This window comes from Janibacter terrae NBRC 107853 (assembly GCF_001591405.1).
Taxonomy (GTDB): Bacteria; Actinomycetota; Actinomycetes; order Actinomycetales; family Dermatophilaceae; genus Janibacter; species Janibacter terrae.
Window position 1 is genome coordinate 177,235 of sequence record NZ_BCUV01000006.1, and the last position, 26,138, is coordinate 203,372.

The 26,138-nt window shown below is 74.1% G+C and carries 27 protein-coding genes; 8 read left to right on the forward strand and 19 right to left on the reverse strand.

All coding sequences use genetic code 11. From position 1 onward, the window contains the following. Position 1: 1 nt before the first annotated feature. From JT1_RS06125 to JT1_RS06135, 3 genes are read right to left on the reverse strand one after another with little or no spacing between them, the layout of a single operon-like run. Entirely contained in the window at positions 2-3,745 is a 3,744-nt protein-coding gene (locus JT1_RS06125; RefSeq protein ID WP_068324705.1) for a DNA polymerase III subunit alpha, read from the reverse strand. Next, on the reverse strand, positions 3,745-4,155 hold the full coding sequence (locus JT1_RS06130) for an SAV_6107 family HEPN domain-containing protein (RefSeq protein WP_169701880.1): 411 nt from the start codon (positions 4,153-4,155) through the stop codon (positions 3,745-3,747). The genes JT1_RS06125 and JT1_RS06130 overlap by 1 nt, the downstream gene beginning before the upstream one ends. Before the next feature lie 10 nt (positions 4,156-4,165). Then, positions 4,166-4,474 carry a DUF6504 family protein gene (locus JT1_RS06135; protein WP_068324710.1) on the reverse strand — a complete coding sequence of 103 codons (309 nt, stop codon included), beginning with the start codon at positions 4,472-4,474 and terminating at the stop codon, positions 4,166-4,168. Between the two features lie 119 nt (positions 4,475-4,593). Between JT1_RS06135 and JT1_RS06140 the strand changes: the two genes are divergently transcribed. Next, positions 4,594-5,679 (forward strand): polyprenyl synthetase family protein, encoded by a 1,086-nt coding sequence (locus JT1_RS06140; protein ID WP_068324712.1) that lies wholly within the window; start codon positions 4,594-4,596, stop codon positions 5,677-5,679. 4 nt (positions 5,680-5,683) lie between these two features. Here JT1_RS06140 and JT1_RS06145 read toward each other — a convergent pair whose 3' ends face one another. Then, positions 5,684-6,040, reverse strand: a complete 357-nt coding sequence (locus tag JT1_RS06145) for an Rv2175c family DNA-binding protein (protein WP_082807505.1) — start codon at positions 6,038-6,040, stop codon at positions 5,684-5,686. A 169-nt stretch (positions 6,041-6,209) separates the two neighbouring features. Here JT1_RS06145 and JT1_RS06150 point away from each other — a divergent pair, with 169 nt between their 5' ends. The 3 genes from JT1_RS06150 to JT1_RS06160 are packed head-to-tail and all read left to right on the forward strand — an operon-like array spanning position 6,210 to position 9,747. Then, positions 6,210-7,349: a LysM peptidoglycan-binding domain-containing protein gene (locus JT1_RS06150; protein ID WP_068324714.1), complete on the forward strand. Its 1,140-nt coding sequence runs from the start codon at positions 6,210-6,212 to the stop codon at positions 7,347-7,349. 35 nt (positions 7,350-7,384) lie between these two features. Next, the gene (pknB, locus tag JT1_RS06155) at positions 7,385-9,298 is read left to right on the forward strand and encodes a Stk1 family PASTA domain-containing Ser/Thr kinase (RefSeq protein ID WP_068324716.1); all 1,914 of its coding nucleotides are present in this window, start codon (positions 7,385-7,387) and stop codon (positions 9,296-9,298) included. After that, positions 9,298-9,747, forward strand: a complete 450-nt coding sequence (locus tag JT1_RS06160; protein WP_068324719.1) for a DUF2177 family protein — start codon at positions 9,298-9,300, stop codon at positions 9,745-9,747. The genes pknB and JT1_RS06160 overlap by 1 nt, the downstream gene beginning before the upstream one ends. A gap of 32 nt (positions 9,748-9,779) precedes the next feature. Here JT1_RS06160 and JT1_RS06165 read toward each other — a convergent pair whose 3' ends face one another. The 4 genes from JT1_RS06165 to JT1_RS06180 form a co-directional block, all read right to left on the reverse strand. Beyond that, positions 9,780-11,105, reverse strand: coding sequence for a class II 3-deoxy-7-phosphoheptulonate synthase (locus JT1_RS06165; RefSeq protein ID WP_068324730.1), 1,326 nt, complete (start codon positions 11,103-11,105; stop codon positions 9,780-9,782). Between the two features lie 109 nt (positions 11,106-11,214). Continuing rightward, positions 11,215-11,898, reverse strand: a complete 684-nt coding sequence (locus tag JT1_RS06170; protein ID WP_068324732.1) for a response regulator — start codon at positions 11,896-11,898, stop codon at positions 11,215-11,217. Between the two features lie 34 nt (positions 11,899-11,932). Continuing rightward, on the reverse strand, positions 11,933-13,078 hold the full coding sequence (locus tag JT1_RS06175; protein ID WP_068324734.1) for an ATP-binding protein: 1,146 nt from the start codon (positions 13,076-13,078) through the stop codon (positions 11,933-11,935). A gap of 3 nt (positions 13,079-13,081) precedes the next feature. Beyond that, positions 13,082-13,897 (reverse strand): lysophospholipid acyltransferase family protein, encoded by an 816-nt coding sequence (locus tag JT1_RS06180; protein WP_068325421.1) that lies wholly within the window; start codon positions 13,895-13,897, stop codon positions 13,082-13,084. 64 nt (positions 13,898-13,961) lie between these two features. Between JT1_RS06180 and JT1_RS06185 the strand changes: the two genes are divergently transcribed. Beyond that, entirely contained in the window at positions 13,962-14,537 is a 576-nt protein-coding gene (locus JT1_RS06185) for a hypothetical protein (protein ID WP_068324736.1), read from the forward strand. Between the two features lie 9 nt (positions 14,538-14,546). Here JT1_RS06185 and JT1_RS06190 read toward each other — a convergent pair whose 3' ends face one another. The 7 genes from JT1_RS06190 to JT1_RS06220 are packed head-to-tail and all read right to left on the reverse strand — an operon-like array spanning position 14,547 to position 19,235. Next, positions 14,547-15,254, reverse strand: coding sequence for an endonuclease/exonuclease/phosphatase family protein (locus JT1_RS06190; protein WP_068324738.1), 708 nt, complete (start codon positions 15,252-15,254; stop codon positions 14,547-14,549). Next, positions 15,251-16,225, reverse strand: coding sequence for an ROK family glucokinase (locus tag JT1_RS06195; RefSeq protein WP_068324740.1), 975 nt, complete (start codon positions 16,223-16,225; stop codon positions 15,251-15,253). The genes JT1_RS06190 and JT1_RS06195 overlap by 4 nt, the downstream gene beginning before the upstream one ends. Beyond that, positions 16,222-17,181 carry an ROK family protein gene (locus JT1_RS06200; protein WP_068324742.1) on the reverse strand — a complete coding sequence of 320 codons (960 nt, stop codon included), beginning with the start codon at positions 17,179-17,181 and terminating at the stop codon, positions 16,222-16,224. The genes JT1_RS06195 and JT1_RS06200 overlap by 4 nt, the downstream gene beginning before the upstream one ends. Next, positions 17,178-17,513 (reverse strand): hypothetical protein, encoded by a 336-nt coding sequence (locus tag JT1_RS06205; RefSeq protein WP_068324744.1) that lies wholly within the window; start codon positions 17,511-17,513, stop codon positions 17,178-17,180. Before JT1_RS06205 ends, JT1_RS06200 begins: the two co-directional genes overlap by 4 nt. After that, a complete protein-coding gene (locus tag JT1_RS06210; protein ID WP_068324746.1) occupies positions 17,506-18,417 on the reverse strand; it encodes an ArsA family ATPase in 912 nt (303 codons plus the stop codon). Before JT1_RS06210 ends, JT1_RS06205 begins: the two co-directional genes overlap by 8 nt. Before the next feature lie 7 nt (positions 18,418-18,424). Beyond that, positions 18,425-18,871 (reverse strand): SRPBCC family protein, encoded by a 447-nt coding sequence (locus JT1_RS06215; RefSeq protein ID WP_068324748.1) that lies wholly within the window; start codon positions 18,869-18,871, stop codon positions 18,425-18,427. 10 nt (positions 18,872-18,881) lie between these two features. Next, complete coding sequence (locus JT1_RS06220; RefSeq protein WP_068324750.1) at positions 18,882-19,235, reverse strand: hypothetical protein; 354 nt, start codon at positions 19,233-19,235, stop codon at positions 18,882-18,884. Between the two features lie 120 nt (positions 19,236-19,355). Here JT1_RS06220 and JT1_RS06225 point away from each other — a divergent pair, with 120 nt between their 5' ends. Further along, positions 19,356-21,146 carry an AMP-dependent synthetase/ligase gene (locus JT1_RS06225; protein WP_068324752.1) on the forward strand — a complete coding sequence of 597 codons (1,791 nt, stop codon included), beginning with the start codon at positions 19,356-19,358 and terminating at the stop codon, positions 21,144-21,146. 28 nt (positions 21,147-21,174) lie between these two features. On the opposite strand, the gene JT1_RS06230 is transcribed toward JT1_RS06225, so the two are convergent. Further along, on the reverse strand, positions 21,175-21,447 hold the full coding sequence (locus JT1_RS06230; protein WP_245634694.1) for a hypothetical protein: 273 nt from the start codon (positions 21,445-21,447) through the stop codon (positions 21,175-21,177). Between the two features lie 74 nt (positions 21,448-21,521). Next, positions 21,522-22,553, reverse strand: coding sequence for a DUF2332 domain-containing protein (locus JT1_RS06235; RefSeq protein ID WP_082807506.1), 1,032 nt, complete (start codon positions 22,551-22,553; stop codon positions 21,522-21,524). A gap of 63 nt (positions 22,554-22,616) precedes the next feature. Between JT1_RS06235 and JT1_RS06240 the strand changes: the two genes are divergently transcribed. Together JT1_RS06240 and JT1_RS06245 are read left to right on the forward strand one after the other, a co-directional pair. Further along, positions 22,617-24,308: a DEDD exonuclease domain-containing protein gene (locus JT1_RS06240; protein ID WP_068324756.1), complete on the forward strand. Its 1,692-nt coding sequence runs from the start codon at positions 22,617-22,619 to the stop codon at positions 24,306-24,308. After that, positions 24,305-24,583: an Lrp/AsnC family transcriptional regulator gene (locus JT1_RS06245; protein WP_068325425.1), complete on the forward strand. Its 279-nt coding sequence runs from the start codon at positions 24,305-24,307 to the stop codon at positions 24,581-24,583. Before JT1_RS06240 ends, JT1_RS06245 begins: the two co-directional genes overlap by 4 nt. A 28-nt stretch (positions 24,584-24,611) precedes the next feature. On the opposite strand, the gene trpD is transcribed toward JT1_RS06245, so the two are convergent. Further along, positions 24,612-25,673 carry an anthranilate phosphoribosyltransferase gene (gene trpD / locus JT1_RS06250; RefSeq protein ID WP_068324758.1) on the reverse strand — a complete coding sequence of 354 codons (1,062 nt, stop codon included), beginning with the start codon at positions 25,671-25,673 and terminating at the stop codon, positions 24,612-24,614. Then, positions 25,670-26,128, reverse strand: coding sequence for a response regulator transcription factor (locus JT1_RS06255; RefSeq protein WP_068324760.1), 459 nt, complete (start codon positions 26,126-26,128; stop codon positions 25,670-25,672). Before JT1_RS06255 ends, trpD begins: the two co-directional genes overlap by 4 nt. Positions 26,129-26,138: the final 10 nt, after the last annotated feature.

Here is a 26,138-nt window from a genome sequence, read left to right on the forward strand (position 1 = left end):
CTCAGTGGCCAGAGCTGCCCGGCGAGGAGTGCCACAGCTTGCGCGGGGGCTCCACGCCGGTGCCTGCGGGGCGGATGTCGGCCCACGGCGACTGCCGGAACCCCGAGGCGTGGACGAGCACCCGGTGCCCGGCGGGCTGCTGGTGCGCGGCGTCCCGGGCCCGCGCGAGGTCGTCGGCCTCGTCGAGCGCGGCGTGGACGGCGGCCAGCCCGCCGGACTGCCAGGCCTCCCACAGCGTCGACAGCTCCCACGCCCCGGAGGCGAGCACCGAGACCCCGCGCGGGCCGGCCCGGCGGACCGTGCCGCGCACGAGCACCAGCCAGGAGTGGAAGATCGTCGCCGCATAGGGCCCCTGGACGTCCTCGAAGAAGGTCGCGTCGACCGGTCCGGTCGAGTCGTCGACGGTGAGGAAGACGACCCGCCGACCGGACCTGATCGGCGGGGTCTGGGTCGCGACCTTGACCCCCGCGGCGAGGATCTGCGCACCGCTGCGCACCGAGAGCAGGTCGGCGCTGCGGGTCACCCCGAGCGCCTCGAGCATCGGCGCGTAGAAGTCCATGACGTGCCGCGACGCGTCGAGCCCGAGGATCTCCAGCTCGGCGCCCACCTGGTCGGGGACGGTCATCTCGGGCAGCCCGACGCCCTCGCCGAGCTCCGGGGAGTCACCGAGGTCGAGGGTCAGCTGGCTCGCGACGGGGGTGACCGTCGTCGTGGCGCGCACCTGCTGCGCCCCCGGCTGCCCCGCCGCCCACGCGGGCGTCCCGGCCCGACGCGACGGGCCACGACCGCCTCCCGGCGAGCGTCCCGTCGCCGTCGCCCGTGACCACCGGTCGAGCTCGGCGACGTGCAGCAGCAGGTCGCGCCGGGTGAGCCGGCCGCGGCTGCCGAGCCCCGGCCCGCCCCGGCCCGCGCCGGTCCCGTGCACGGAGTCGAAGGCCCCGACGAGGACCAGCCGCTCGACGACCGGCCGCGAGACCCGCGCCCGCTGCCAGAAGTCCGCGAGCGAGTCGTAGGGCGCGCCGGCGACGACGCGGGCGACCTCCCCTTCGCTCATGCCCTTGACGTCCGCGAGCGAGAGGCGGATCCCCCAGGCCGAGCCGTCGGGCAGGTCCGGGTCGTCCGGCGCCCGGCCGGGCACGGGGGCGCGCTCGATGCGGTACTCCCCCGTGCTCGCGTTGACGTCGACGCCGAGGATGCTCACCCCGAGCGAGCGCGCCTCCTCGAGCAGCAGCCGCTTGGGGTACATGCCGGGGTCGTGGGTGAGGACGCCGGCGAGGAAGGCCGCCGGGTGGTGCGCCTTGAGCCAGGCGGACTGGTAGGTCGGCATGGCGAAGGCCGCGGCGTGCGCCTTGCAGAACCCGAAGGAGGCGAAGGCCGCGAGCACCGCCCAGATGCGGTCGACGTCCTCGGGCGGGTAGCCGCGCGCGGCCGCGGCGGGACGCCACCACGCCTCGATGCGGGCCTGCCCGTCGGGGCTGCCCATGGTCCGCCGCACCTCGTCGGCCTGCGCGAGCGTCGCACCGCTCGTCTCGGAGATGATCCGCAGCATCTGCTCGTGGAAGACGACCACGCCCTCGGTCTCGGCGAGCGCGGGCACGAGCCGGTCGTGGAGGAACTGCGGCCGGCTCCACCCGTGCCGGGCCTCGAGGAAGGGGCGGATCATGTCCGACTTCACCGGGCCGGGACGGAAGAGCGAGATGTCGATGATGAGGTCGTCGAAGACCGTGGGCGCGAGCTTGCCGATGAGTTCGCGCTGCCCCGGGCTCTCGATCTGGAAGCACCCGAGCGTGCGGGTCGTGCGGATCATCGCGAAGGTGGCCGGGTCGTCGAGCGGTACGTCCTCGCGGTCGTCGAGGCCGATCCGCTCCCCCGTGACCCGCTCGACCTCGCCGACGGCGTGCGCCATCGCCGACTGCATCCGGATGCCGAGGACGTCGAGCTTGAGCAGCCCGAGCGCCTCGACGTCGTCCTTGTCGAACTGGCTCATCGGGAAGCCCAGCCAGCTCGACTCCACGGGCGTGCGGTCGAGCAGGCCACCGTCGGACAGGACGACGCCGCACGGGTGCAGCGCGATGTGCCGCGGCAGTCCGTCGAGCCGCTCGACGAGGTCGAAGAGCGTCGAGAGCCGGCCCGCGTCGAGGCTGCGGGTGCGCAGCTCGGGCAGCTCGGCCATCGCCGAGCGCACGTCCTTGGCCCGGATGTGGGGGAAGGCCTTGGCGATCTCGTCGACCTCTGAAGGGGGGACCCCCAGGGCCGCGCCGACGTCCCGGATCGCGTGCCGCGCCTTGTACGTGTCCATCATCGACACGCACGTCACCCGGTCGCGCCCGAAGCGCTGCAGGATCAGCTCGTACATCTCGGTGCGCCGCGCGGACTCGACGTCGATGTCGATGTCGGGCAGCTCGGCCCGCAGCGGCGAGCAGAAGCGCTCCATGAGCAGGTCGTGCCGGATCGGGTCGATGGCGCTGATGCCGAGCAGGTGGTTGACGAGGCTGCCGGCGCCGGAGCCGCGGGCGGCGACCCGCACCCCGGCCCCGACGATGAGGTCGACGACCTCGGCGACGGTGAGGAAGTAGGTCGGGTACCCGAGGGCCGCGACGACGTCGAGCTCGTCGGCGAGCCGCTCCTCGACCTGCCGCAGCAGCGACGGCGACGCGTCCGGGTAGCGCGCGCCGATCGCCGCCCGGCAGCGCTGCGCGAGGACCGCCTGCGGGTCCTCGTCCGGCCGCAGCCCGAGCACGTGCGCCTCGGGCAGGTGCACGCGGCCGATGCCGATGTCCTTGCGCCCGTCCTGGGCGCAGGCCAGCGCCGTGGCGACCGTCGCGTCGAGCAGCGCCGCCGCCCGCTCGGCGGGGCTCGCGCAGGACCACCCGCCGGCGCCGCCCCCGAGGACCGTGGCCACCCGGTGGGCGGAGGCGGCCATCGTCGCGTCGTCGGCGAGGTGCCCGGCGGTCGTCACCCGGTCGAGGTGCCGGGTGTCGAGGACGACGAGCCGGCGGGTGGCGTCGAGGACGTCGGCGGTGCTCGCGTCCTGCGGGTGCAGGTGGCGCACGGCCGCGGTGAGCACGGCCGGGACGCCGCACGCGTCGGCGAGGCCGAGCAGGTGGGCGGCGTGGCCCGTCGAGGCGGGCGTGCCCGGCGGACCGCCGTGGTCGACGACCTCGATCGCGAGCGCACCGGCGGGCAGGGCCTGCTGCCAGGCCCGCAGGCGCTGCCGGGCGATGTCGGGCCGGCGGGCGAGCAGCGCGGCCCCGACGTCGGAGGTCGGCCCGAGGAGCACGAGCAGCGGGGCGGGCTCCTCGGGTCCGGGCGCGGTGGCGTGCCGCGTGATCATCGCCGGCGTGGCCACGGCCTCACCGCGCTCCCCCGTGAGGTGCACCTCGCTGACGAGCCGGCACAGCCGCGCCCACCCGACCCCGTGCGGCACGCCCGCCCCGGCCCCCCGGGCGAGGACGGTGACGCGAGGGTGCCGCGGGTCGACCTCGGCACCGCCGCGCACCGGGGTCCGGCCGCGGGCGGGGGCCCGGCCCCCTCCGTCGACGGCGAGGTCGACCCCGAGGACCGGCGCGATGCCCGCGGCCGTCGCGGCCCGCACGAAGCGCACCGTCCCGTAGAGGCCGTCGCGGTCGGTGAGGGCGAGGGCGGGCTGCCCGAGCTCGGCCGCCCGGGCCACGAGCGCCTCCGGGGGTGTCGTGCCGTGACGCAGGGAGAACCCCGACGCCACGTGCAGGTGGGCGAAGCCCATCAGGCCCCACCCCCGGTGATCGCGACGAGGTCACCGGTGACGCGCACCGGCGGCAGCCCGAGCATCCCCGCGACGAGGTCGACGAACTCCTCCCCCTGGCGCAGCAGGTCGTCGGCCTGCCGGACCGACATCGGCCCGGACGCGCCGTGACCGGGGTGGGCGCCCCCTTCGGGCAGGACGGTCGCGAAGAAGTCCGCCCACTCGGTCAGCTCGGGCGCCACCCGCGGCAGCAGGCGCCACACGTCGACGGGACCGTCGCTGCCGGCGGTCCCGCCGCGCACGGACAGCACGGCCGCGGCGGCGCGGAGCACGGCGAGCCGGGTGCCGGCGCTGCGACCCGGGACGGAGCGGGCCATGTGCGCTGTGGCCAGGCTCTCGCCGGCCGCGGCGAGCAGGGCGACGGCGGCCATCACCCCCACCTCAGTCCTGCGTCCGCAGGAGCAGCCACCCGCCGGCGACGGACGCGCCGTCACCCGCTGCGCTGTCGACGCCCAGGTCGTAGACGCCGGGCGAGCTGCTCCGGCCGCGCTGGGCGCTCACCCGCCACACCTCCCGGGCGAGCGGCACCTGCGCCAGCGGCTGCCCACCGCTCGAGCGCCACCACGCGTGCCGCTCCTGCCAGTGGTCGACGACCTCGGTCACCCGGTACAGCCGCCCCCTCCACAGGAACTGCTCCGGCGAGGTCTCGCCCACCCGTACCTCGATGGTCTCCTCGACGCGCCTGACCATGACCACTCCTTCGTCCTCGAACACCTGTTCGAACAACGATAGACCGAGGTCCCGACAGCGCGTCAACCCCCGCCACGTAGGCTGGGTCCAGCCCTGTCCCCCTCGCCACTGGAGCACACGTGCCGCACCCGCTGGACCGGGATGACCTGCGCTCGCGGGTCCAGGACCGGATCGACGCCGAGCTGGACCGCTGGGAGAGCGAGCTCGCCGAGGTCGGCCCCGACGTCGTCGACCTCACCGCGCCCGTGCGCACCCTGCTGCGCGGCGGCAAGCGCCTGCGCGCCGGCTTCGCCTACTGGGGCTGGCGCGCCGCCGGGCAGGACGACCACGACGGCGCGGTCTCGCTCGCCGCCTCGATGGAGCTCTTCCAGGCCGCGGCGCTCATCCACGACGACGTCATGGACGACAGCGAGACCCGGCGCGGTCGGCCCGCGATGCACCGCGCGCTCGCCCGCTCCCACGCCGATCGCGCCTGGCACGGCGACCCGGACCGCTTCGGCGTGGCCGGCGCGATCCTCGCCGGCAACCTCTGCCTCGGCTGGTGCGACGACCTCTTCGCCGACTCCGGCCTGCCCCCGCAGGCCCTGACCGCCGCCCGTCCGGTCTTCGAGCGGATGCGCGGCCAGCTCATGGGCGGCCAGTTCCTCGACATCGTCACCTCGATGCGCCCCTGGCAGCGGCTCGACGACGACGAGCGCGTCGCCGCCGCCCGGCAGGTCATCCGCTACAAGAGCGCCAAGTACTCCATCGAGCACCCCCTGCTCATCGGCGCCACCGCCGGCGGCGCGTCCGCGACCGACCTCGCGGCGCTCTCGCGCTACGGCCTGGCTCTCGGCGAGGCCTTCCAGCTGCGCGACGACGTCCTCGGCGTCTTCGGCGACCCGGACGTCACCGGCAAGCCGGCCGGCGACGACCTGCGCGAGGGCAAGCGCACCGTGCTCATCGCCCGGGCGCTCGCCGGGGCCGACGACGTCATGACGACCAGGATCGACCAGTGGCTCGGGGCACCCGACCTCACGGGCGACGAGGTCGGGGCCTTTCGCGAGCTGCTCGTCGACACCGGCGCGCTCGACGGCGTGGAGGCCGACATCACCGCCGGCGCCGACGCCGCCCGCGCGGCCCTCGCCGACGCGACCGGCGTCAGCGAGCCGGCCCGCACGGTCCTCGCCGACCTCGTCGACGTCACGACCGCCCGGGCCACCTGAGGCGCTAGAGCGCCTCCTCCATCGCCCGGCGCCGCACCTCGGTCTTGAAGCCGGCGCGGATCGCCTCGATCGGGGTCGTCCCGCCGGGCAGCGTCTCGTCGTGGGCGAACATCCACTCGACGATCTCGTCGTCGCTGAAGCGCCCGTCCGCGAGGACGGTGAAGGTCCCGGCGAGCTCCGGCAGCGGCCCGTCCTCGCCGATGAAGGCGGCCGGGACCGAGAGCACCTTGCGCTCGCCGCGACGCACGGCGACGAGCTGGCGCTCGTCGAGCCAGCGGCGCACCTCGGAGATGCGCACGCCGAGCTGCTCGGCGAGGTCGGGGAGGGTCAGCCAGGTGTCGGTGGAGGTCGTCTCGTTCACGTCGGCCAGTGTGTCACCGCCCGTGACGAAGGGGGACGCGCCCCGGTCTCGTCCGGCGCCCCGGGAAGATCTTCGGTACCGTCGAGACGCCAAACACTTCCGCCACACCCGCCACACCCGCCACACAGGTCACACACGCACCTGAACACCCCCCGACCCAGGAGTCATCGTGGTCCTTCCGCTGCTCGTCCCCGTCCCGGCCACCCCTGTGGCCCCGGCGATCGACCTGACCGCCGAGACCAGCACCCACTCCAGCGCCTCGTCCGCCGTCCACGGCCGCCACCACACGGTGCGTGACGGCGAGACCGCCTATGACATCGCCGCCCGCTACGGCGTCTCCGTCCGGGCGCTGCTCTCGCGCAACCACCTGTCCGCCGACGAGTTCATCCACCCGGGCCAGCGACTCACGGTGCCCGGCCGCGGCTCGGGCGCGTCCTCCCCTTCGTCCTCGCGACCGCAGCGCTCCGGCTCGACCCGCGCCTACACCGTGCGCAGCGGCGACACGCTGAGCGGCATCGCCGCCCGCCACGGCATGGGCGTCGACCGGCTGCGCTCGCTCAACGACCTCGCCGAGGGGTTCATCCACCCGGGCCAGTCGCTGCGCGTCACCGGCACGGCCGCCAAGCCGGCGAAGCGGTCGGCGGGCCGTCCCACGAGCCGCCACACCGTGCGCTCCGGCGAGACCCTCTCCGGCATCGCCGTGCGCTACGACATGAGCCTCGCCCGCCTGGCCAAGCTCAACCGCGTCTCGACCGACGACTTCATCCACCCCGGCACCCGGCTGCTCGTCACCGGTACGGCCGCGCGGCCCGCGAGCCCGCAGCAGACCTCGGCCAACACCTTCGCCGGACGCACCTACCCCGACGAGATCGTCGCCGCGGCCGAGCGCAACCGCTCGACCCTGGCGGGGCGCTCCGTCCCGAGCCGCGAGGAGGTCCGTCGCAAGATCACCCGGATCTCCCGCCAGCACGGCCTCGACCCCTCGATCGCGCTCGCGATCTCCTACCAGGAGTCCGGCTGGGACCAGCGGCAGGTCTCCGTCGCCAACGCCGTCGGCACGATGCAGGTCATCCCGAGCTCCGGCGACTGGGCCTCCCAGATGGCCGGGCGAGAGCTCGACCTGCTCGATACCGACGACAACATCACCGCCGGTGTGCTGCTGCTGAAGACCCTGACCCAGCAGGCCGGCTCGACCTCCGACGCCATCGCCGGCTACTACCAGGGCCTCGCCTCGGTGCAGAGCAACGGCATGTACAGCGACACCAAGCAGTACGTCGCCAACGTCAAGGCGCTCCGAAGCCGGATGTGACGGACGTTCGTCGGGGTCGAACCTAGACTTCGAGGATGACCACCGCATCCGCGCACCCCCTCGTCGGCGAGCTCGTCGACGGCAGGTACCGGGTGCTGCGGCACATCGCCGACGGCGGCATGGCGACGGTCCTGCTGGCCACCGACACCCGCCTCGACCGCGAGGTCGCCCTGAAGGTCATGCGGCGCGACCTCGCCGCGGACGAGACCTTCGTCTCCCGCTTCCGCCGCGAGGCGCGCTCGGCCGCCCGGCTCAGCCACCCCAACGTCGTCCCGGTCTTCGACCAGGGCGAGGACGGGGGGCGGGTCTTCCTCGCCATGGAGTACGTCGAGGGACGCACCGCCCGTGCCGTGCTCGACGAGGAGGGCGCGCTCACCCCGCGTGCCGCGCTCGACATCATCGAGGCCGTGCTCACCGGGCTCGCCGCCGCGCACGAGGCGGGCTACATCCACCGCGACGTCAAGCCCGAGAACATCCTGATCCCCGACCGGGGCCCGATCAAGGTCGCGGACTTCGGGCTCGCCCGCGCCGTCACCTCGCAGACGACCACCGCCGACGACGGCGTGCTCTTCGGCACCGTCGCCTACCTCTCCCCCGAGCAGGTCGAGCGGGGCATCGCCGACGCCCGCAGCGACGTCTACGCGGCCGGCCTGATCCTCTTCGAGCTGCTCACCGGGCAGCGCGCCGTCGCCGGCGAGTCGCCGATCCACGTCGCCTTCCAGCACGTGCACGGCTCCGTCCCCGCGCCCTCCGAGCGCGTGGCCGGGCTGCCGGAAGGGCTCGACGACCTCGTCGCGCTCGCGACCCACCGCGACCCCGACGAGCGACCCCGCGACGCGGGCGCCTACCTCGCCGAGGTGCAGCGCGTGCGCGCCGACCTCACCCCTGACGAGCTGGACCACCGCCGCGCACCGACGGAGCGCGCGTCCGCCGGCGCGGCCGCCACGGTGGCGCACCCGCGCCCCTCCCACACACGTGCGATCGCGAGGCCGAGCGCGCAGCCGGCGAGCGAGGACTCGCCCGCTGCGGCAGGTGCGGGGACTCCCCCTTCGTCCTCCCGGGTGCGGCGGCGCCGTCGCGGCGCCCTCGTCGCCCTCCTGCTCGCCGCGCTGGTGGCGGCCGGCGGCGGCTGGTGGTGGACCCAGGAGGGCCCCGGCAGCGTCGTCCTCGTCCCCGACGTCGCGGGGCAGGAGCGCACCGAGGTCGAGGCCACCCTCGGCGCCCACGAGCTGCGGCTGGCGGAGGAGCGCGCCTTCGACGAGTCCGTGCCCGCCGGCGCCGCGATCACCTCCAACCCGCCCACCGGCACCGAGCTGTCGAAGGGAGCGGACGTCACGGTCGTCTTCTCCCGCGGGCCCGAGCGGTACGAGGTCCCCGACCTCGAGGGACGGACCACGGCGCAGGCCACCGCCGACCTGGAGCGCCGCCACCTCGCGACCGGCACGACGACCCAGGCCTGGGACGAGGAGGTCCCTGCCGGCGAGGTCGTCTCGTCCGCACCCGCGGCCGGCACCGAGCTCAAGCGCGACGCCACGGTCGACCTCGTCGTCTCCAAGGGCCCCGAGCCGATCCCCGTGCCGTCCGTCGTCGGGCAGACCACCGCGGCCGCGACGAGCACGCTGGAGGGCAAGGGCTTCGACGTCGCCCGCGCCGACGACGCCTGGTCGACCACCGTGCCCAAGGACAGCGTCATCAGCCAGGCCCCGGCGAGCGGCACCCTCACCCGCGGCGAGACCGTGACGCTCACGGTGTCCAAGGGCCCCGAGATGGTGACGGTCCCGCAGGTCGAGGGCCTGAGCCGCGCCGCCGCCACGCAGAAGCTCCAGGCCGCCGGGTTCAAGGTCTCGGTGCAGACCTTCCTCGGCGGCGTGCTCGACGAGGTCCGCGCGTCCCGCCCGGGCAGCGGCACAGCGCCCAAGGGCTCCACGGTCACGATCCTCGTCGTCTGATGGCCGCCGACGACCCCGCCGCCGACAGGACGGGACCGGTGCGCCGGTGGGTGCTGCCGGCAGCCGTCGTCGCGCTCGTCATCGGCCTGCTCGACGCCCTGTGGATCGGGCTGGTCGCCGGCCCCCTGTACGAGGCCGAGCTCGGGGGGCGTCTCGCCCAGCCGGTGGTGGCGTGGGCCGCCGCCGTCTTCTACGTCGTGTACGTCATCGGCACGACCGCGCTCGTCGTCGCTCCGGCGCTCGACGCGCGCTCCGTGCGCACCGCGCTCGTGCGCGGCGCACTGCTCGGTGTCTGCTCCTACGCGACCTTCGGGTTCACCAACCTCGCCGTCCTCGAGGGCTGGCCGGTGGTGGTCTCCGTCGCCGACACCCTGTGGGGCGGGGTGCTCACGAGCACGGCGTCGATCGTCGCCGTGCTCGTGTGCCGGGGCGGACACCCGGGCCGGTGAGTGCCGGGGGCGCGCCCCCCGGCACGCTCGGCTCAGACCTCGCCGAGCATCTCCGCGGTGAGGAAGGCCAGCTCGAGGCTCTGCTGGTGGTTCAGGCGCGGGTCGCAGACGCTCTCGTAGCGCTTGTTGAGGTCCTCGTCGAGGATCCGCTCGGCTCCACCGAGGCACTCGGTGACGTCGTTGCCGGTGAGCTCGACGTGCAGACCGCCGGGGACGGTCCCGAGCGAGCGGTGGACCTCGAAGAACCCGCGCACCTCGTCGACGACGTCGTCGAAGTTGCGCGTCTTGAACCCGGAGGCCGACTCGAAGGTGTTGCCGTGCATGGGGTCGCAGATCCAGGTGACGATGGCACCCGAGTCGCGGACCTTCTCCACGATCGGCGGCATGGCCGCACGGATCTTGTCCGCACCCATGCGGGTGATGAAGGTCAGGCGGCCCGGCTCGCGGTGCGGGTCGAGCAGGTCGATGATCCGCAGCAGCTCGTCCGGGTCGGCCTTGTCGGAGACCTTCATGCCGATGGGGTTGCGGATGCGGCTGACGAAGTCGAGGTGCGCGTGGTCGATCTGGCGGGTGCGCTCGCCGATCCACAGGAAGTGCCCCGAGGTGTCGTACAGGTCGCCGGTGCGCGAGTCGACACGCGTCATCGGCCGCTCGTAGTCCAGGAGCAGCGCCTCGTGCGCGGACCAGAACTCGGTGGCCCGCATCGCCTCGAAGTCGACGCCGCAGGCCGCCATGAAGCGCATGGCCTTGTCGATCTCGCGGGCCAGGCCCTCGTAGCGACGGTTGGCGGCGTTGGAGACGAAGCCGACGTTCCAGTCGTGCACGCGGCGCAGGTCGGCGAACCCGCCCTGCGTGAACGCCCGGGCGAGGTTCAGCGTCGCGGCGCTCGTGTGGTAGCCGCGGAGCAGGCGCTGCGGGTCGGGGTGGCGCGACTCGGGGGTGAACGCGAAGTCGTTGACCATGTCGCCGCGGTAGGCGGGCAAGGTCACGCCGTCACGGGTCTCGGTGTCCTTGCTGCGGGGCTTGGCGAACTGCCCGGCCATCCGGCCCATCTTCACCACGGGCATGCCGGCGCCGTAGGTGAGGACGGCCGCCATCTGCAGGACCGTCTTGATCCGGTCGCGGATGTTGTCGGCGGTGGCGTGGACGAAGGTCTCGGCGCAGTCGCCACCCTGGAGCACGAAGGCCTCGCCGACCGAGGCCGCAGCCATCCGGTCACGCAGGTTGTCGCACTCGCCGGCGAAGACGAGCGGCGGATAGGTCGCCAGCTGCGCCACGGCGGCGTCGAGGGCACCGCGGTCCGGCCAGCTCGGCTGCTGGGCGGCCGGCAGGTCGCTGTCGATGGAGGCGGCGGTCATGGGCGAGGGCACTGCGGTGGTCACCCGACAAGGATAGGCCGCGGCTCCCTTCGCCCCCGCACCCGTCCAGCCAGAGGACGGCACAGGGCGGCGCACAGGAGGCACAGGATCACTCCGGGGTGTCGAGACCCCGGCTGATCGCGAACCGGGTCAGCTCGACCCGGTTGTGCAGGTGGAGCTTGCCGAGGATGTTCTGCACGTGGTTCTGCACCGTCCGGTGCGACAGGACGAGGTCCGCGGCGATCTCCTTGGCCGTCATGCCCATCGCGACGTACCGCAGGATCTCGGTCTCCCGCTCGGTGAGCTCGGGCACCGGTGAGGACGCCGCCGCGGTGGGCTCCGGGGCGGCGCGCGCCCGCGAGCTCATCTCCCGGAACTCGCCGAGCACGAGCCCGGCGAGCCCGGGGGTGAAGACGGCCTCGCCGGCCCCGGTCGCGGCCACGGCATCGCGGATCTCGGCCGGCGACGCGGACTTCACGAGGTAGCCGCTGGCACCGGCCTTGACCGCTGCGAGCACATCGTGCTCCTCGCCGCTCGCGGAGAGGATGAGGACCGTCGTCGGCAGGTCGTTGATGGCGGTGCAGACCTCGTCGCCGCGCATCTGCGGCAGGTTGAGGTCGAGGACGAGCACGTCCGGGACCGTCGCCCGGGTGCGGCGCACCGTCGAGGGACCGTCGGCCGCCGTGCCGACGACGTCGAAACCGGCCTCCTCGAGGTCGCGCACGAGGGCGTCCCGCCACAGCGGGTGGTCGTCGGCCACGAGGACCTTCAGGGGGACGGCGGGCTCGCTCATGGGGTGGAGCCTGCCACGGGCGAGGTCGGGAGGGTCAGGGTGAGCGTCGTGCCACCCGCGGCGGGGGTGCGCCAGCTGGCGTCGCCGCCGAGGTCGAGCATGCGCCCGCGGATCGAGCTGCTCGCCCGAGCCGTCCTTCCTGCGCCGCCTGCACGAGCCGGTCGGGGGCCAGCCCGATCCCGTTGTCCCGGACGACGACCTCGATCCCGTGGTCGTCCGCGTCGAGGAGCACCCAGGCCCGGGCGCCGTCCCCGGCGTGCCGGGCGACGTTGTCGAGCGCCGCGCGGACGGCTGCCTCGACCTCGTCCGCCGTGCCGGCCGCGACCCGCACCGCGCCGGCGGGCAGGACGACGTCCACCACCCCGGAGCGAAGGGAGGCGAGCCGGGCCGCGAGGTCGGTCACCGCGGTCGCGCCGGTCCCGCGGTCCTGCCCGGCTGCCGGCTCGAAGCGGGTGATGAGGGTGCGCAGGGACCGCTCCTGGTCAGCGGCGAGGTCGGCGAGGACCTCCCCTTCGCCCCCGAGCGCCCGTCCACGCCGGTGGATCAGCGCGAGTGCCTGGAGCACGCCGTCGTGCACCTCCCGACCGATGCGCTCCCGCTCGGCGAGCCGCTCGCTGACGGCGAGCGCCTGCTCGAGGCGCTTCTGGCTCTCGCGGGCCAGCTGGACGGCCAGACCGATGAGGAGGCCGAGGATGTACAGCAGGAAGATGTTGTGCCAGGTCAGCTGGCCGGCCTCCTCGGCCTGGACGAGGTTGGCGGCGGCGATGACGGTCGCCGCGATGACCCCGCCGCGCATCCCGGCCAGCAGCGCGCCGGCGACGACGCCGGAGGCGCTCCAGACCCCCGGCACCGTCGAGATGCCGGCGCTCACCTGCGCCGGCGTGTAGACCTCGCTGGTGAGGAAGATGCCGGCGCAGGCGATGGTCAGCTCGAGACCGATCGCCCACCACGTCGGCCGGGGCAGCAGCGGCGCCACCACCGACCAGGCGAGGGCGACGCCGAAGAAGGCGATGATCGGCCACCACAGCACGACGTGCTCGCGGTGGGTGCCCACGAGGATGGCGGCGTACGCGAGGGAGACGAATCGGTAGACCGCGAGCCCACGTCCACCTGCGCTGTCGAAGAGCGGCGTCGGGTGGTAGTGCCGGCGCAGGGAGCTCGCGCCCGGGTCGAGCGTCATGGGCTACAGCCCGTCCCGGCTCTCCTCGGCCCAGGGGTCGGGGCCGGGGGTGTCGGCCCGCTCGATGGCCTCCTCGAGCTCCGGCGCGGCCCGCCCGGGGCGGGCAGCGTCCTGCAGGGCGCGGGCCCGGCGCCTCGCGCGGGTCAGCAGCTTCTCCTTCATCGACGTCGCGTACATGTCGACGTACTCCTGGCCGGAGAGCTGCATGAGCTCGTACATGATCTCGTCGGTGATCGAGCGCAGGACGAACCGGTCGCCCTCCATCCCCTCGTAGCGGGAGAAGTCGAGGGGAGCGCCGATCCTGACGCCGATGCGCCGGATGTTGGGGATGACCTGACCGGTCGGCTGGGCCTTGTCGGTGTCGATCATCGCGACGGGGATGACCGGCACACCGGCGGTGAGCGCCATGCGGGCGACGCCGGTGCGGCCGCGGTAGAGGCGCCCGTCGGGCGAGCGCGTGCCCTCGGGGTAGAGGCCGAGGAAGTCGCCCTCCTCCAGCACGCTGAGCCCGGCACGCAGGGCGGCCTCGCTGGCCCTGCCGCCGCTGCGGTCGATCGGCAGCTGGCCGACCCCGCGGAAGAAGGCGGCGGTGAGCCACCCCTTGATCCCCGGCCCCTCGAAGTAGTCCGACTTCGCGAGGAAGGTCATCCGGCGGTCGACGACGAGCGGCAGGAAGATCGAGTCCGAGAACGAGAGGTGGTTGCTCGCGAAGATGGCGGCGCCCCGCTCGGGCACGTGCTCGAGTCCCTCGACGCGCGGTCGGAAGAGGACCTTGAGCACGGGTCCCAGGACGACCTTCTTCAGCAACCAGTACAGCACCGTCACACCACCTCCAGATCGAGCGAACTCTACGGTAGCCAGCGGCCTTGCGGCGCGTGCGAGGATGGGTGCGACGGAGCGGGCGGGCACGGACGGGCGGGACACGGTGATGGTGGAGCGACAGCACCCTGACGAGCCGGACGTCGACGCCGTCTTCGAGTCCATCATCGCGCGGTGGGACGAGGTCCCCGACGAGGTGCCCGGGCACGAGCGCCGGCAGAGCACCGCGGATGTGCGCGACGCCCTGCGGCCGCGCACCCCCGAGCCCGCACCCGAGGTCGACCCGGGACCCGGTCCCGAGGCGCAGCACCCCGTGCCGTGGCGCGTCGACCCGACCAGCTCCGTCGCCGACGCCCTCCTGTCGTCCGACGAGGACCCCGGCTCGGCCGGCGACGACGAGGGCTACACGCCGCCCCCGCCGCGGCCGCTGCCGCCGACGACCGACCGACTCTTCTGGGGCGCGATCCTCGGTCTCGTCCTCGGCCCGCTCGGCCTCATCTGGCTCGTCGTCGTGCGCCCGGACGTCGGCGCCTGGGCGATGTGGGTCGTGCTCGGGCTGACCGTGGGCGGCTTCGCCTGCCTCGTCGTGCGCCAGCCGCCGGACCGGGACGACGACCCGACCCGCGGCGCACAGGTCTGAGCCGGCGGCTCACTCCCCCGTGCTGGTCCTCGCGCCCCCGGGCAGCTGCGTGGTCTCGATGTCGACCCAGACGGGTCGGTGGTCGGTCCCTGCCTTGAGGTCCTCCCACACCCACGGCACCTCCGTGTGCGGCAGCACGGTGACGTCCGGCGTGGCGAAGACGACGTCGAGGACCCGGTCGGGCGAGGCCGACGGATAGGTCGGCACGAGCTGGCTCACCGGCCGCATCGCCCCGCCGAAGAGCTGCCAGGCGGCACCGTCGGACTGCTCGTTGAGGTCGCCGGCGAGCAGCGCCGGCCCGGGGACCGCCACGAGCGTCTCCATGATCTGCCGGGCGTGCCGCAGGCGCTCCTGCGCGTCGAGACCCAGATGGACGCTCGCGACCGAGACGGAGGTGTGGCCGAAGGGGGCGACCCGGGTGACCGCGAAGCCGCGCCGGTCGCGCCAGGAGCTCGCGGGGAGGGGGTGGTGGGTCACCGAGAGCACGTTGGTGCGCAGGTTGGTCAGGACGCTCGTCTGCCCCGCGCGCTGGCTGCGCCCGGACCAGACGAGGCCGCAGCGCCGGGCGAAGTCGCTGATCCGGTGGTTGACCGGCCCGATCCACGGGACCTCCTGGAGGCACAGCACGTCCGGGTCGATGGCCCGCACCGTCCGGGCCAGGGCCGCGACGTCGTCCTGGAGGGCCCGCAGGTTGTACGAGGCGACGCGCAGGCTCACACCTGCTCCTCGGCCCCCAGCGCGGCGGCCCCGATGAGCCCGGCGTCGGGTCCGAAGCGCGCGGCGACGATCGTCGCCGCGGGGCGGTACCCGCGACCGGTGAGCTGGCGCGCGAAGGTGTCGCGGGCCGGCGCGAGCAGCAGGTCGCCGGCCGCGCTCACGCCGCCGCCGATGACGAAGACCTCCGGGTCGAGCGCTGCGGCGAGGTTGGCGATGCCGACGCCGAGCCAGTGGCCGATCTCGGTGAGCAGCTCGGTCGCGGTGGCATCGCCCTGCTTGGCCGCCTCGGTGATCATGGGGCCCGTGAGCGAGGCCGGGTCACCGCCGGCGTGCGCGAGCAGGTCCGTGGCCATCGGCGAGTTGGCCATCGCGAGGCCGCGGGCCTCGCGCACGAGCGCGTTGCCCGAGGAGTACTGCTCCCAGCACCCCCGGTTGCCGCACTCGCAGCGTTGGCCGCCGGGCACGACCTGCATGTGGCCGAACTCGCCGGCGATGCCGTAGCGGCCGCGCACGAGGTGCCCGCCGACGATGATGGCGCCGCCGATGCCCGTGCCCAGGGTGATCATCACCGCGTGCGTGGCGCCCCGGGCGGCGCCGAAGCGGTGCTCGGCCCACAGGGCCGCGTTGGCGTCGTTGTCGATGGAGATCGGCAGGTCGATGCGCCGGCCGAGGGCCTCGCGCAGGGGCTCGTTGCGCCAGGACAGGTGCGGCGCGAAGACCACCGTCGACCGGTCGGCGGCGACGAAGCCGGCGGCACCGACGCCGACGGTCGTGGGGCGCTCGACCCCCTGCTCGTCGGCGAGGCCGAGCAGCTCCTCGATGACCTCGACGATCGTGTCCTCGACGACGGCCGGGGCGTTGGAGCGGTCCGGCGTGTCCCTGCGGGTGCGCACGAGGATGCGCCCGTCCGCGTCGAGGACGCCGCCGGAGACCTTGGTCCCGCCGATGTCGATGCCGATGCTCGTGCTCATGCGTTCGCCTCCCGGGCGAGCGTGGCGGCTCCGACGAGACCGGCGTCGTTGCCGAGGGTGGCGGGCACGACCCGGGGCGAAGGGCGGTGACCCCGCCCGACGAGCCGGCTGGCCACGGCCTCCGCGGTCGGCCGCAGGAGGAGGTCGCCCGCGTCGGCGACCCCGCCGCCGACGACGACCAGAGAGGGGTCGAGCACCGCGCAGACGGAGGCGAGCCCGTGGCCCAGGTGCGTCCCCAGCTCGGCGAGGAGCTCGACGCAGGCCGGGTCGCCCTGCTGGGCGAGCTCGGTGACGTCCTGGCCGGTGAGTGCCTCGACGTCGCCGCGGCACCGCTCGCGCAGGGCGGCGGCCTGCGGGACCCCCGAGGCGAGGACCTCACGAGCCCGCCGCTCCAGCGCGGTGCCGGAGGCGAAGGCCTCGAGGCAGCCGTCGTTGCCGCAGCCGCACCGCGGACCGCGCGAGTCGAGGGTCACGTGCCCGATCTCGCCGCCGATGCCGAAGGCCCCGCGCAGCAGCCGGTCGCCGATGATGCAGCCACCCCCCACGCCGGTGCCGACGGTGGCGAGCACCATGTCGTCGCAGTCGCGGCCGGCGCCGTAGCGGTACTCGCCCCACGCCGCCGCGCTCGCGTCGTTCTCGACGAGGACCGCGCGGCCGACCCGGCGGCCGACCTCCTGCCCGAGGTCGAGGTCACGCCAGGGCAGGTTGGGGGCGTACCAGACCTTGCCGGTGCGTCCGTCGACCAGGCCCGCGCACGCGACGCCGGTGCCGGCGACCTCACCGTCCGCCGCGGCGGAGAGGGTCTCGACGAGCTCGGCCGTCACGTCGACGATCGCGGCGGTGTCGTCGGGGGTGGCGACCCGCACGCGGTGCGTGACGAGCCCGTCGGGGCCGACGAGCGCCCCGGCGATCTTGGTCCCGCCGATGTCGATGCCGATGGCGGTGGTGGAGGTCATCTGTCCCCTCGTGGGTCGGTGGCGCCGGCGCGGCCGGCGGTGAGCTCGTCGTCGTGGACCTGAATCCTCACACCCCGGGCGCGCAGGGGCACGTGCTCCGGCGGCGCGCCGAGCTCGACGCCGAGGGCGTCGGCCACGGGCCCGGCGCCGAGGGTGGCGCGTGTGATGGCCTCGGCGAGGAGCGTGGCGCCGGTGACTGCCCGGCGGCTCGTCGCGTTGTCGAGCCGGCGCAGGTCCTCGCCGAGCCCGTCGAGGTCGACCTCGGCGAGCACGCGCAGGAGCTGGACGACGACGGCCTGGGCCTCGCCGAAGGGGTCCGGGTCGTCAACCACGCGGCCACACCGCCTCGTCGGGGGTCATCGTCAGCGTGAGGACACCGCCGGCCACCCCGGCGCGGTCGATGTCGCAGCGGCGCAGCACCGAGGGCAGCCGCACGCGGCGGGTACGTCCGGCACACCCGAGGACGATCTCGTCCTCGTGCCGCACGAGGTCGAGGTCGCTCGCGCGCACGCCCGGGACGTCGAGGTGCAGGTACCAGCAGCCGGCCCCACGCTCGACGCGTGCGCCGTGCTCGGCCGGTGGGGAGGGCAGGTGCTCGACGCCGGCTCCTCCGCTGGGGTGCACGGCGGTGAGGGTGCGCCCCATGAGGGCCAGGAGCACCTCGGCGTCGGCGCGGCGGGCGGCACCTACCGGGCCCTCGGGTGGTGCGAGGTGGATCGTCGTGTCGGTCGGGTCGGCCAGGGCGGCGTCGAGCAGCTCGAGGAGCCGGGCGGCCTCCCGCAGGGCCATGAGCACCGGTCGGTCGGGGTGCGGCAGGGCGCCGATGCCCTCGGGGGCGACGAGCACCTCCCACCGGGCGACGACGGGGACGAAGGCCGCGCACGCCCGTGCGACGCGCTGGGGCACGTCGAGGACCCGGGCCACCTCGATGTCGAGGTCGACGACGAGCTCGTGCCCGGCGAGGCCGGCCTGCTCGATGCCGCGGGCGAGGCGCAGCAGCGCCGAGAGCTCGGACGGTAGGACGGCCGCGACGAGGTCCCCGACGACCGGGGCGGGCAGGTCGAGCGCGGACAGCAGGCGGTCGAGGTGGCTCTCGATCGCCGTCGTCACGGGGTCGTCCGGGCGGTCGACCGGACCGGGCAGGACGACGTGGTGGTGGGGGCGAAGGGCGGCGAGCACCCCGTCTCTGACCGCGGGGCCGTGGTCGCCCCCGCCGACGACGAGGTGGGCGCGCACGTCCCCCTCAGCCCTCGGCGCGCTTCTTGAGGTCCCGCAGGGCCGTGTCGACGATGACCTTCTCGGCCTTGCGCTTGAGCATGCCGAGCATCGGGATCTTGACGTCGACGGTCAGGGCGTAGCTGACCTCTGTGCCGCCGCCCTCGGTCGCGGCGAGCGTGTATGACCCGTCCATCGCCTTGAGCACCGTGGCCTCGACGAGCGTCCACGAGGCGACGCCGACACCGTCCTCGTCGACCTCCCAGGCGTAGTCCAGCGTGTAGGTGTCCTTGATCGCGCCGGCGTCCAGGGTGAAGACCGCCTGGTCCGGCCAGCCGTCGCCGTCCTCGGTGAGGATCTCGACGTTCTTGATCTCCTTGGCCCACTCCGGGTACGCCTCGAGGTCGGCGATGATGTCGAGCACCTCGCCGGGCGCGGAGTCGATGACGATGCTGGAGCGGGTGCTGTCGGCCATGGTGGGGAGACTAGCGCGTACGCCCTTCGAGACGGTCCTTGATGTCGTGGACGCCGGCCTTCCACCGGCGGCGGTGCGCCCTGGTCCAGCGCCACGGCCCGCCCCGCTGCTCGCCGTGGACGTAGTGGTGGATGATCGTGCCGCCGTGGCCCTCCTCGAGCCAGATCTCCAGACGGCCCTCGACCTCTCCCCCGGTCCGCCAGCGCACCCCCTTCGTCCCGCGGTCCTGCACGACCTCCCGCTGCAGCCCGGGCCACAACTCGTCGAGGACGCCGGGGACGTCGAGCGCGGCGCGCACGACCTCGGGCGCGGCGCGCACGAAGGTCTCGTCGACGACGTCGACGGTGCGGCGGCGGACGGGCATGGGACCAGTATGGCCACGGTCACGACTGCGCTCCCCGCGGGCAGCCCGGGCGCATGGGTAGGCTCGCCGCAGGCCTGCACGTGCCCGGTCCGTGCACCGACGCCGAACGAAGGAGATCCCGTGATCGACAGCTCCATGCCCCGACTCATCGAGGGCGACCCCACCGACTCCCTGGCGGACCTGCCGGGTCGCAACGCGGCGACGGACCCGCAGCGGGTCGCCTTCACCATCAAGGAGTCCGGTGCGTGGCGCGACGTCACGACCTCCCAGTTCAACCACGAGGCCCGCGCGCTCGCCAAGGGACTCATCGCCAAGGGCCTCGACGAGGGTGACCGGCTCGCGATCATGGCCCGCACGCGCTACGAGTGGACCCTCCTCGACTTCGCGACCTGGATGGCGGGCGGCGTGCCCGTGCCGATCTACGAGACCAGCTCCCCCGAGCAGGTCGAGTGGATCACCCAGGACGCCGGGGTGCGCTTCCTCGTCGTCGAGACCGCCCACCACGCCTCGGTCGCCGAGGAGGCCCGCGCCGCGGTGCCCGGCATCGAGCAGGTCTGGGTCATCGACCACAGCGACCTCGAGTCGATCACCGTCGAGGGCGCCCGGGTGGACGACGCGCAGCTCGACGAGCGCATCGCCGGTCGCGGCCGCTCCTCCATCGCCACGATCATCTACACCTCCGGCACGACCGGTCGGCCCAAGGGCTGCGAGCTGACGCACGACAACTTCCTCGGCCTGGCGGAGAACACGGTCGCCAAGCTCGATGCCGTGCTGGGCAAGGACGACGCGTCGACGTTGCTCTTCCTGCCGCTCGCGCACGTCTTCGCCCGGTTCATCGAGGTCCTCGCCGTCGTCGCCAATCGCCGGATGGGCCACAGCGCCGACATCGCCAACATCCTCGAGGACTTCCAGTCCTTCCGACCGACCTTCATCCTCGCCGTGCCGCGGGTCTTCGAGAAGATCTTCAACAAGGCCAACGAGACCGCCACGGCCGACGGCAAGGGCAAGATCTTCGCCCGGGCCGCCGACGTGGCCATCGCCTGGTCCGAGGGCCAGGACACCGGGAGCATCCCGCTCAAGGTCAAGGTCCAGCACGCCGTCTTCGACAAGCTCGTCTACAGCAAGCTGCGCGCCAAGATGGGCGACAAGGTCGAGTACGCCGTGTCCGGCGGCGCGCCGCTCGGCACGCGCCTGGGCCACTTCTTCCGCGGCATCGGCGTGACGATCCTCGAGGGCTACGGCCTCACCGAGACCACCGCCCCCGCGACGGTCAACGTCCCGGACAAGGTCAAGATCGGCACCGTCGGCCCGCCGCTGCCGGGCGTGAGCGTGCGCATCGCCGACGACGGCGAGGTGCTCATCCAGGGTCTGAACATCCTCGCCGGCTACCACGGCAACGAGGGGGCCACCCTCGAGGCCATCAAGGACGGCTGGTTCCACACCGGCGACCTCGGTGAGCTCGACGAGGACGGCTACCTCAAGATCACCGGCCGCAAGAAGGAGATCCTCGTCACGGCGGGCGGCAAGAACGTCGCCCCGGCGGTGCTCGAGGACCGGCTGCGCGCGCACCCGATCATCAGCCAGTGCCTCGTCGTCGGCGACGGCAAGCCCTTCATCGCCGCGCTCGTCACGCTCGACGAGGAGATGCTGCCGGGATGGGCCGCCAACCACGGCCTGGGCACGCTCACGCTCGAGCAGGCCCGCACCGACGAGACCGTGCTCGCCGAGATCCAGGGCGCCGTCGACGAGGCCAACAAGGCCGTGTCCAAGGCCGAGTCGATCCGAAAGTTCTCTGTCCTCCCCGAGGACTTCACCGAGGAGAACGGCACCCTCACCCCGTCGCTGAAGCTCAAGCGCAACATCATCATGCGCGACTTCGAGGACGAGGTGGAGAGCCTCTACGGCAGCTGACCGGCCTCACGGCCGCGGGGGCCCGGGCTCAGCCCGCGGCGCTGCGCAGGTCGTCGTACCGGGACCGGGGTTCGCGCACGGCGCGGGCCCCGGTCGCCGTCTGCGGCGCGACGAGCCCCGACGCGACGAGCCGGGAGAGCACCTCCCGCTCACGGCGGTCCAGAGGCATCTCCTCCCCCTCGCCGGCCACCGGCACCTCGGGCGAGTAGAGCACCGTGACCATGCAGTCGGCGCAGCCGACGTGCTGGACGGGGCAGGTACCGCAGTCGATCGTCAGGGGTGCTCCGGGTCGACGGGCCATGTCCGTCACCTCCTCGTCGTCACCGGGTCCATCCCGGCACCGACCACGCTAGGAGCGACCCCCGACAACGCTCCTCAGCACCATGTCAGGTGACGACCGTGACCGTGGGTCCAGCCCATGCCGCGACCGTCGAGACCGAGGCAGAAGTCGGCCGACGTCGCCGGCCCGCACCCCGCGCCCGCGGCCACCTCCGGGAGCACACCCGGCCCCTCGTTGCTCACCCAGTGCGCCCGGCCGCCCTCCGCCCGCACCCGCTCGAGCGTGGCCGTGGCGACCTCGGACCACCGGCGACGGCCGGCGGCGTCGAGGTAGGCGATGACCGCGGAGTGGAAGAGCACCAGGGTCGCGTCCGGCGCCGCTGCCCGGGCGCGGGCGACCGCCTCGTCCACCCCGACGAGCAGGTCGCCGCGGACCACGTCGACGGGCGCTCCCGCGGCCACCCGGCAGGCCGCCGCCAGACGAGCGCGCCGGTCCTCGTGCTCGGGCCACACGAGCGTCCCGAGCCAGGCCGCGGTCTCCTCGTCGGACGGGTCGAGCGGGTTGAGGTCGACGCCACCGCGGTGCACGACCTGCGGGAGCGAAGGGGGCAGCGGCACCGGTCCGCGCACGGTGCACCGGAGGACGACCGGCGAGACGCCCTCGGCCGGGTCGAGCCGGGCCATCTCGGTACCCGCCTCGTCGACGTACCGGTAGGACCAACGGTCGGGGTGGAGGCACAGCCCGGCGCTCGAGCCCACCTCGACGAGGGCGAGCGGGCCGGGCAGCCCGGCGAGCACGGGCAGCAGCGTCGCGCTGCGCCCCACCTCGTTGGTCTGCGTCGAGTGCTCCAGGACGGTGGCCCGCACCTGCTCCCAGCGGGTCAGCAGGACCTCACGCAGCACCGGGTAGTCCGAGGGCGTCACCGCGCCGTGCCACCGGGCGGCCGCGAAGACGAGGTTGGGCTGGCGCTTGGGCACCGGCAGCCCGGACAGCAGGTCGAGGACCGTCGGGTCCTCGGCCACGCCCGCCGCCCACCTCTCGAAGGTGGGTGACTCCCCCTTCGCCTCCTGCCGCGCGAAGTACGTGTAGTACCCGGCCACGTCCTCCAGGTCGTCCATCGTGCGCATGCGACGAGCCTGCCACGGCGCGCATCCCCCGGGTTGTCGGTGGCCCCACCTACGGTCGTCGGCATGGAGGTCGTCCAGGACAGGCTCGGTGATCTCGGCACACCACTGGCCGAGGTCACCTTCGTCGTCGTCGACCTCGAGACGACGGGCGGGTCACCGCGCGACTGCGGGATCACCGAGATCGGCGCGGTCAAGGTCCGCGGTGGCGTGGAGCTGGGCGAGCTGCAGACCTTCGTCAACCCGGGTGAGCCGATCCCCGCCTTCATCCAGTCGCTCACCGGCATCACCGACGCCATGGTCCGCGACGCACCGCGCACCGGGGAGGCGGTGGCCAGCTTCCTCGAGTTCGCGAAGGGAGCGGTGCTCGTCGCGCACAACGCGGGCTTCGACATCGGCTTCCTCAAGGCCGCGTGCGCCGCCCACGACCTGCGGTGGCCGGCCCCGCAGGTGCTCGACACGGTACGGCTGGCGCGACAGGTGGTCTCCCGGGACGAGGTCCCCAACCACAAGCTGGCGACGCTGGCACGTGTCTTCGGGGCGACGACGACGCCGGACCACCGGGCGCTGCACGACGCCCGCGCGACGGTCGACGTCCTCCACGGCCTCATCGGACGGCTCGGCTCCGTCGGCGTCGACACGCTCGAGGAGCTCGGCTCCTACACCTCGAGGGTGAGCGACGAGGTGCGGCGCAAGCGGGTGCTCGCCGACGGCCTGCCCTCGGCCCCGGGGGTCTACGTCTTCAAGGACGACCGGGGCGAGGCCCTCTACGTGGGGACCTCCGTCGACATCCGCTCGCGCGTGCGCTCGTACTTCACCGCCTCCGAGCAGCGCCGACGCATGGGTGAGATGGTGCGTCTGGCGGCCGAGGTGACGCCGATCGTCTGCGCGACCACCCTCGAGGCCCAGGTGCGCGAGCTGCGGCTCATCGCCGCCCACAAACCCCGCTACAACCGCCGCTCGCGCCACCCGGAGAAGGTGTGGTGGCTGAAGCTGACCGACGAGGCCTTCCCCCGGTTGTCGATCGTGCGCAGCGTCGGGCCGGACGACCTGGCCTACGCCGGACCCTTCGGCTCGCGGAGCGGCGCCGAGGACGCGATGGCCGCCCTGCACGACGCGGTGCCGCTGCGCCAGTGCCTGACGCGCATCTCCCCGCGCCGCCCGACGTCGGCGTGCGCCCTGGCTGACATGGGTCGGTGCGCGGCCCCGTGCACGGGCGCGGTGGGCGTCGACGAGTACACCGTCACCGTCGGCGAGGCCGTCGACGTGCTCGTCGGCGACTCCCGCGCGGCCGTGGCGGCGGTGCGGCAGCGGATGACCACGCTCTCCGGGGACGAGCGCTACGAGGAGGCGGCCGCGCTGCGCGACCGGCTCGCGGCCCTCGTCCGCGCCGCGTCGCGCACCCAGCGCGCCGCGCCGGTGCGGCAGGCGGCGGAGATCGTCGCGGCCCGCCGTACCCCGCGCGGCGGCTGGGACCTCGTGTGCGTGCGCCACGGCCGGCTCGCCGGCAGCTCGCACTCCCCCGTCGGCGCCGACCCGATGCCCTACGTCGCGGCGCTGCGGGCCAGCGCCGAGGTCGTCGCCGCACCGACCGCACCCGGGACCGGGGCGCTCGCCGAGGAGACCGAGCTGGTCCTGCGCTGGCTCGAGGCCGAGGGCACCCGCCTGGTCGACATCGAGGGCGAGTGGACCTGCCCCGTGGGAGGCGCAGCGGCCGCCCACGGCGAGCTGGCGCCTGCTCTAGGGTGGGCCTCGTGATCACTGCCATCGTCCTCATCCACGCCGACACCGCCAGGATCCCCGAGGTCGCCGAGACCGTCGCCGAGCTCGAGGGCGTCAGCGAGGTCTACTCGGTGGCCGGGGACGCCGACCTCATCGCGATGGTGCGCGTCCACCAGCACGAGCAGCTCAACGAGGTCATCGCCGGCCGGCTCAACAAGGTCGAGGGGATCGTCGACACCTCGACGCACATCGCCTTCCGCGCCTACAGCCGGCACGACCTCGACGCGGCCTTCAGCATCGGCCTGGAGTGACCCCGACCGACCGCTGCCCCGCGTCGCCCTAGGACGACGCGGGGCGGGCGGTCGCCTCGACCCAGCGATCGAGCTGGGTGGCGGCCGCACCGGAGTCGAGGACCTCCTCGACGACGTCCATGCCGGCGCGGATCGCCGCGACGGGGTCCTGCGGGACCCGCCCGCCGGCCCGAGAGAGGGCGACCGCGGCCCCGGAGTTGAGGACCACGGCGTCACGGACCGGGCCGCGTGCCCCGGCGAAGAGATCACGCGCGACCTGCGCGTTGTCCTCCGCCAGACCGCCCTTGAGCGACTCGAGCGGGCTGCGGGGCAGCCCGACCTGCTCCGGGGTGAGGTGCAGCTCGCGGATCTCCTGCCCGGCGACCCACCACACGTGCGAGCCGTCGGCGACGGTCAGCTCGTCCAGCCCGTCGTCCCCGCGGAAGACGAGGGCATCGGTCCCCCGCTGCGCGAAGACGCCGGCCATGAGCGGCGCCACGGACGAGTCCGCGACGCCGACGACGGAGTACGTCGGGCGCGAGGGGTTGGTCATCGGGCCCAGGACGTTGAGCGCCGTCCCCACCCCGAGGTCGCGGCGCGGGGCCGCGGTGTGCCGGAAGGAGGGGTGGAAGGTCTGCGCGAAGCAGAAGGTGATCCCGGCCGTGCCCGCGATCGCGGCCACCTCGTCCGCGGGCAGCGTCAGGTTGACGCCGAGGGCCTCGAGGACGTCCGCCGAGCCGGACTTGGAGGACGAGGCGCGGTTGCCGTGCTTGACGACGCGGACGCCGGTCGCGGCGATGCAGATCGAGGACATCGTCGAGATGTTGACCGTGCCGACCATGTCGCCGCCGGTGCCGACGATGTCGAGCGTGGGGCCCGAGACCTGGATCGGCAGCGCGTGCTCGAGCATGACGTCGGCCAGCGCGCGCAGCTCGGTGACGGTCTCCCCCTTCGCCCGCAGCGCGACGAGGAAGCCGGCGATCTGCGCGGGGGCCGCGTCGCCGGACATCATCTCCCTCATGGCCCACGAGGTCTGGTCGGAGCTCAGGTCACCACCGGAGAGGAGCTGCGTGAGCAGGACGGGCCAGGTGTGGGTGCCCGCACCCGTCATCGGGCCGCCACGCCCCGGGCCAGGCCGGCGACCGCGTCGGCGAGGACGATCGGGTCCACGGGGTGGGGCACGTGGGCGTCGGCCATCGACCAGGTCGCGAGCCAGCCGTCCTGGGGGCGACCGGTGAGCACGAGGACCGGAGGGCAGCCGAGGACCTCGGACTTCAGCTGACGGCACAGGCCGAGTCCGCCGAGCTTGGCTGCCTCGCCGTCGAGGATCAGCAGGTCGATGCCCCCGGCCTCCACGGCCTCGATCACCGCGTCGGCCGTGGCGCACTCGCGCCACCCCGCGATCTCGACGTCCTTGGCCGGGCGGCGCCCGAGCGCGGCGCGCACGGCGTCGCGGGTGGTGATGTTGTCGCTGTGCAGGAGGACCTGCACCGAGACGACGCCCGTGGCGGCGGCGGTGCCGTCCTGTGCGCGGGCGAAGGGAGTCTCCTGGGAGGTACCGGTCATGCCCCAGATC

Coding starts and splice junctions, on each gene's coding strand:
- JT1_RS06235 (WP_082807506.1), bottom strand. CDS start 22,553: ATGCGCACGATGGACGACCTGGAGGACGTGGCCGGGTACTACACGTAC.
- JT1_RS06125 (WP_068324705.1), bottom strand. CDS start 3,745: ATGGGCTTCGCCCACCTGCACGTGGCGTCGGGGTTCTCCCTGCGTCAC.
- JT1_RS06255 (WP_068324760.1), bottom strand. CDS start 26,128: ATGACCGGTACCTCCCAGGAGACTCCCTTCGCCCGCGCACAGGACGGC.
- JT1_RS06220 (WP_068324750.1), bottom strand. CDS start 19,235: ATGCCCGTCCGCCGCCGCACCGTCGACGTCGTCGACGAGACCTTCGTG.
- JT1_RS06175 (WP_068324734.1), bottom strand. CDS start 13,078: ATGACGCTCGACCCGGGCGCGAGCTCCCTGCGCCGGCACTACCACCCG.
- JT1_RS06165 (WP_068324730.1), bottom strand. CDS start 11,105: ATGACCGCCGCCTCCATCGACAGCGACCTGCCGGCCGCCCAGCAGCCG.
- pknB (WP_068324716.1), top strand. CDS start 7,385: ATGACCACCGCATCCGCGCACCCCCTCGTCGGCGAGCTCGTCGACGGC.
- JT1_RS06160 (WP_068324719.1), top strand. CDS start 9,298: ATGGCCGCCGACGACCCCGCCGCCGACAGGACGGGACCGGTGCGCCGG.
- JT1_RS06230 (WP_245634694.1), bottom strand. CDS start 21,447: ATGGCCCGTCGACCCGGAGCACCCCTGACGATCGACTGCGGTACCTGC.
- JT1_RS06240 (WP_068324756.1), top strand. CDS start 22,617: ATGGAGGTCGTCCAGGACAGGCTCGGTGATCTCGGCACACCACTGGCC.
- JT1_RS06200 (WP_068324742.1), bottom strand. CDS start 17,181: ATGACCTCCACCACCGCCATCGGCATCGACATCGGCGGGACCAAGATC.
- JT1_RS06130 (WP_169701880.1), bottom strand. CDS start 4,155: ATGGCCGCCGTCGCCCTGCTCGCCGCGGCCGGCGAGAGCCTGGCCACA.
- JT1_RS06195 (WP_068324740.1), bottom strand. CDS start 16,225: ATGAGCACGAGCATCGGCATCGACATCGGCGGGACCAAGGTCTCCGGC.
- JT1_RS06135 (WP_068324710.1), bottom strand. CDS start 4,474: ATGGTCAGGCGCGTCGAGGAGACCATCGAGGTACGGGTGGGCGAGACC.
- JT1_RS06170 (WP_068324732.1), bottom strand. CDS start 11,898: ATGAGCGAGCCCGCCGTCCCCCTGAAGGTCCTCGTGGCCGACGACCAC.
- JT1_RS06215 (WP_068324748.1), bottom strand. CDS start 18,871: ATGGCCGACAGCACCCGCTCCAGCATCGTCATCGACTCCGCGCCCGGC.
- trpD (WP_068324758.1), bottom strand. CDS start 25,673: ATGACGGGTGCGGGCACCCACACCTGGCCCGTCCTGCTCACGCAGCTC.
- JT1_RS06185 (WP_068324736.1), top strand. CDS start 13,962: ATGGGTGCGACGGAGCGGGCGGGCACGGACGGGCGGGACACGGTGATG.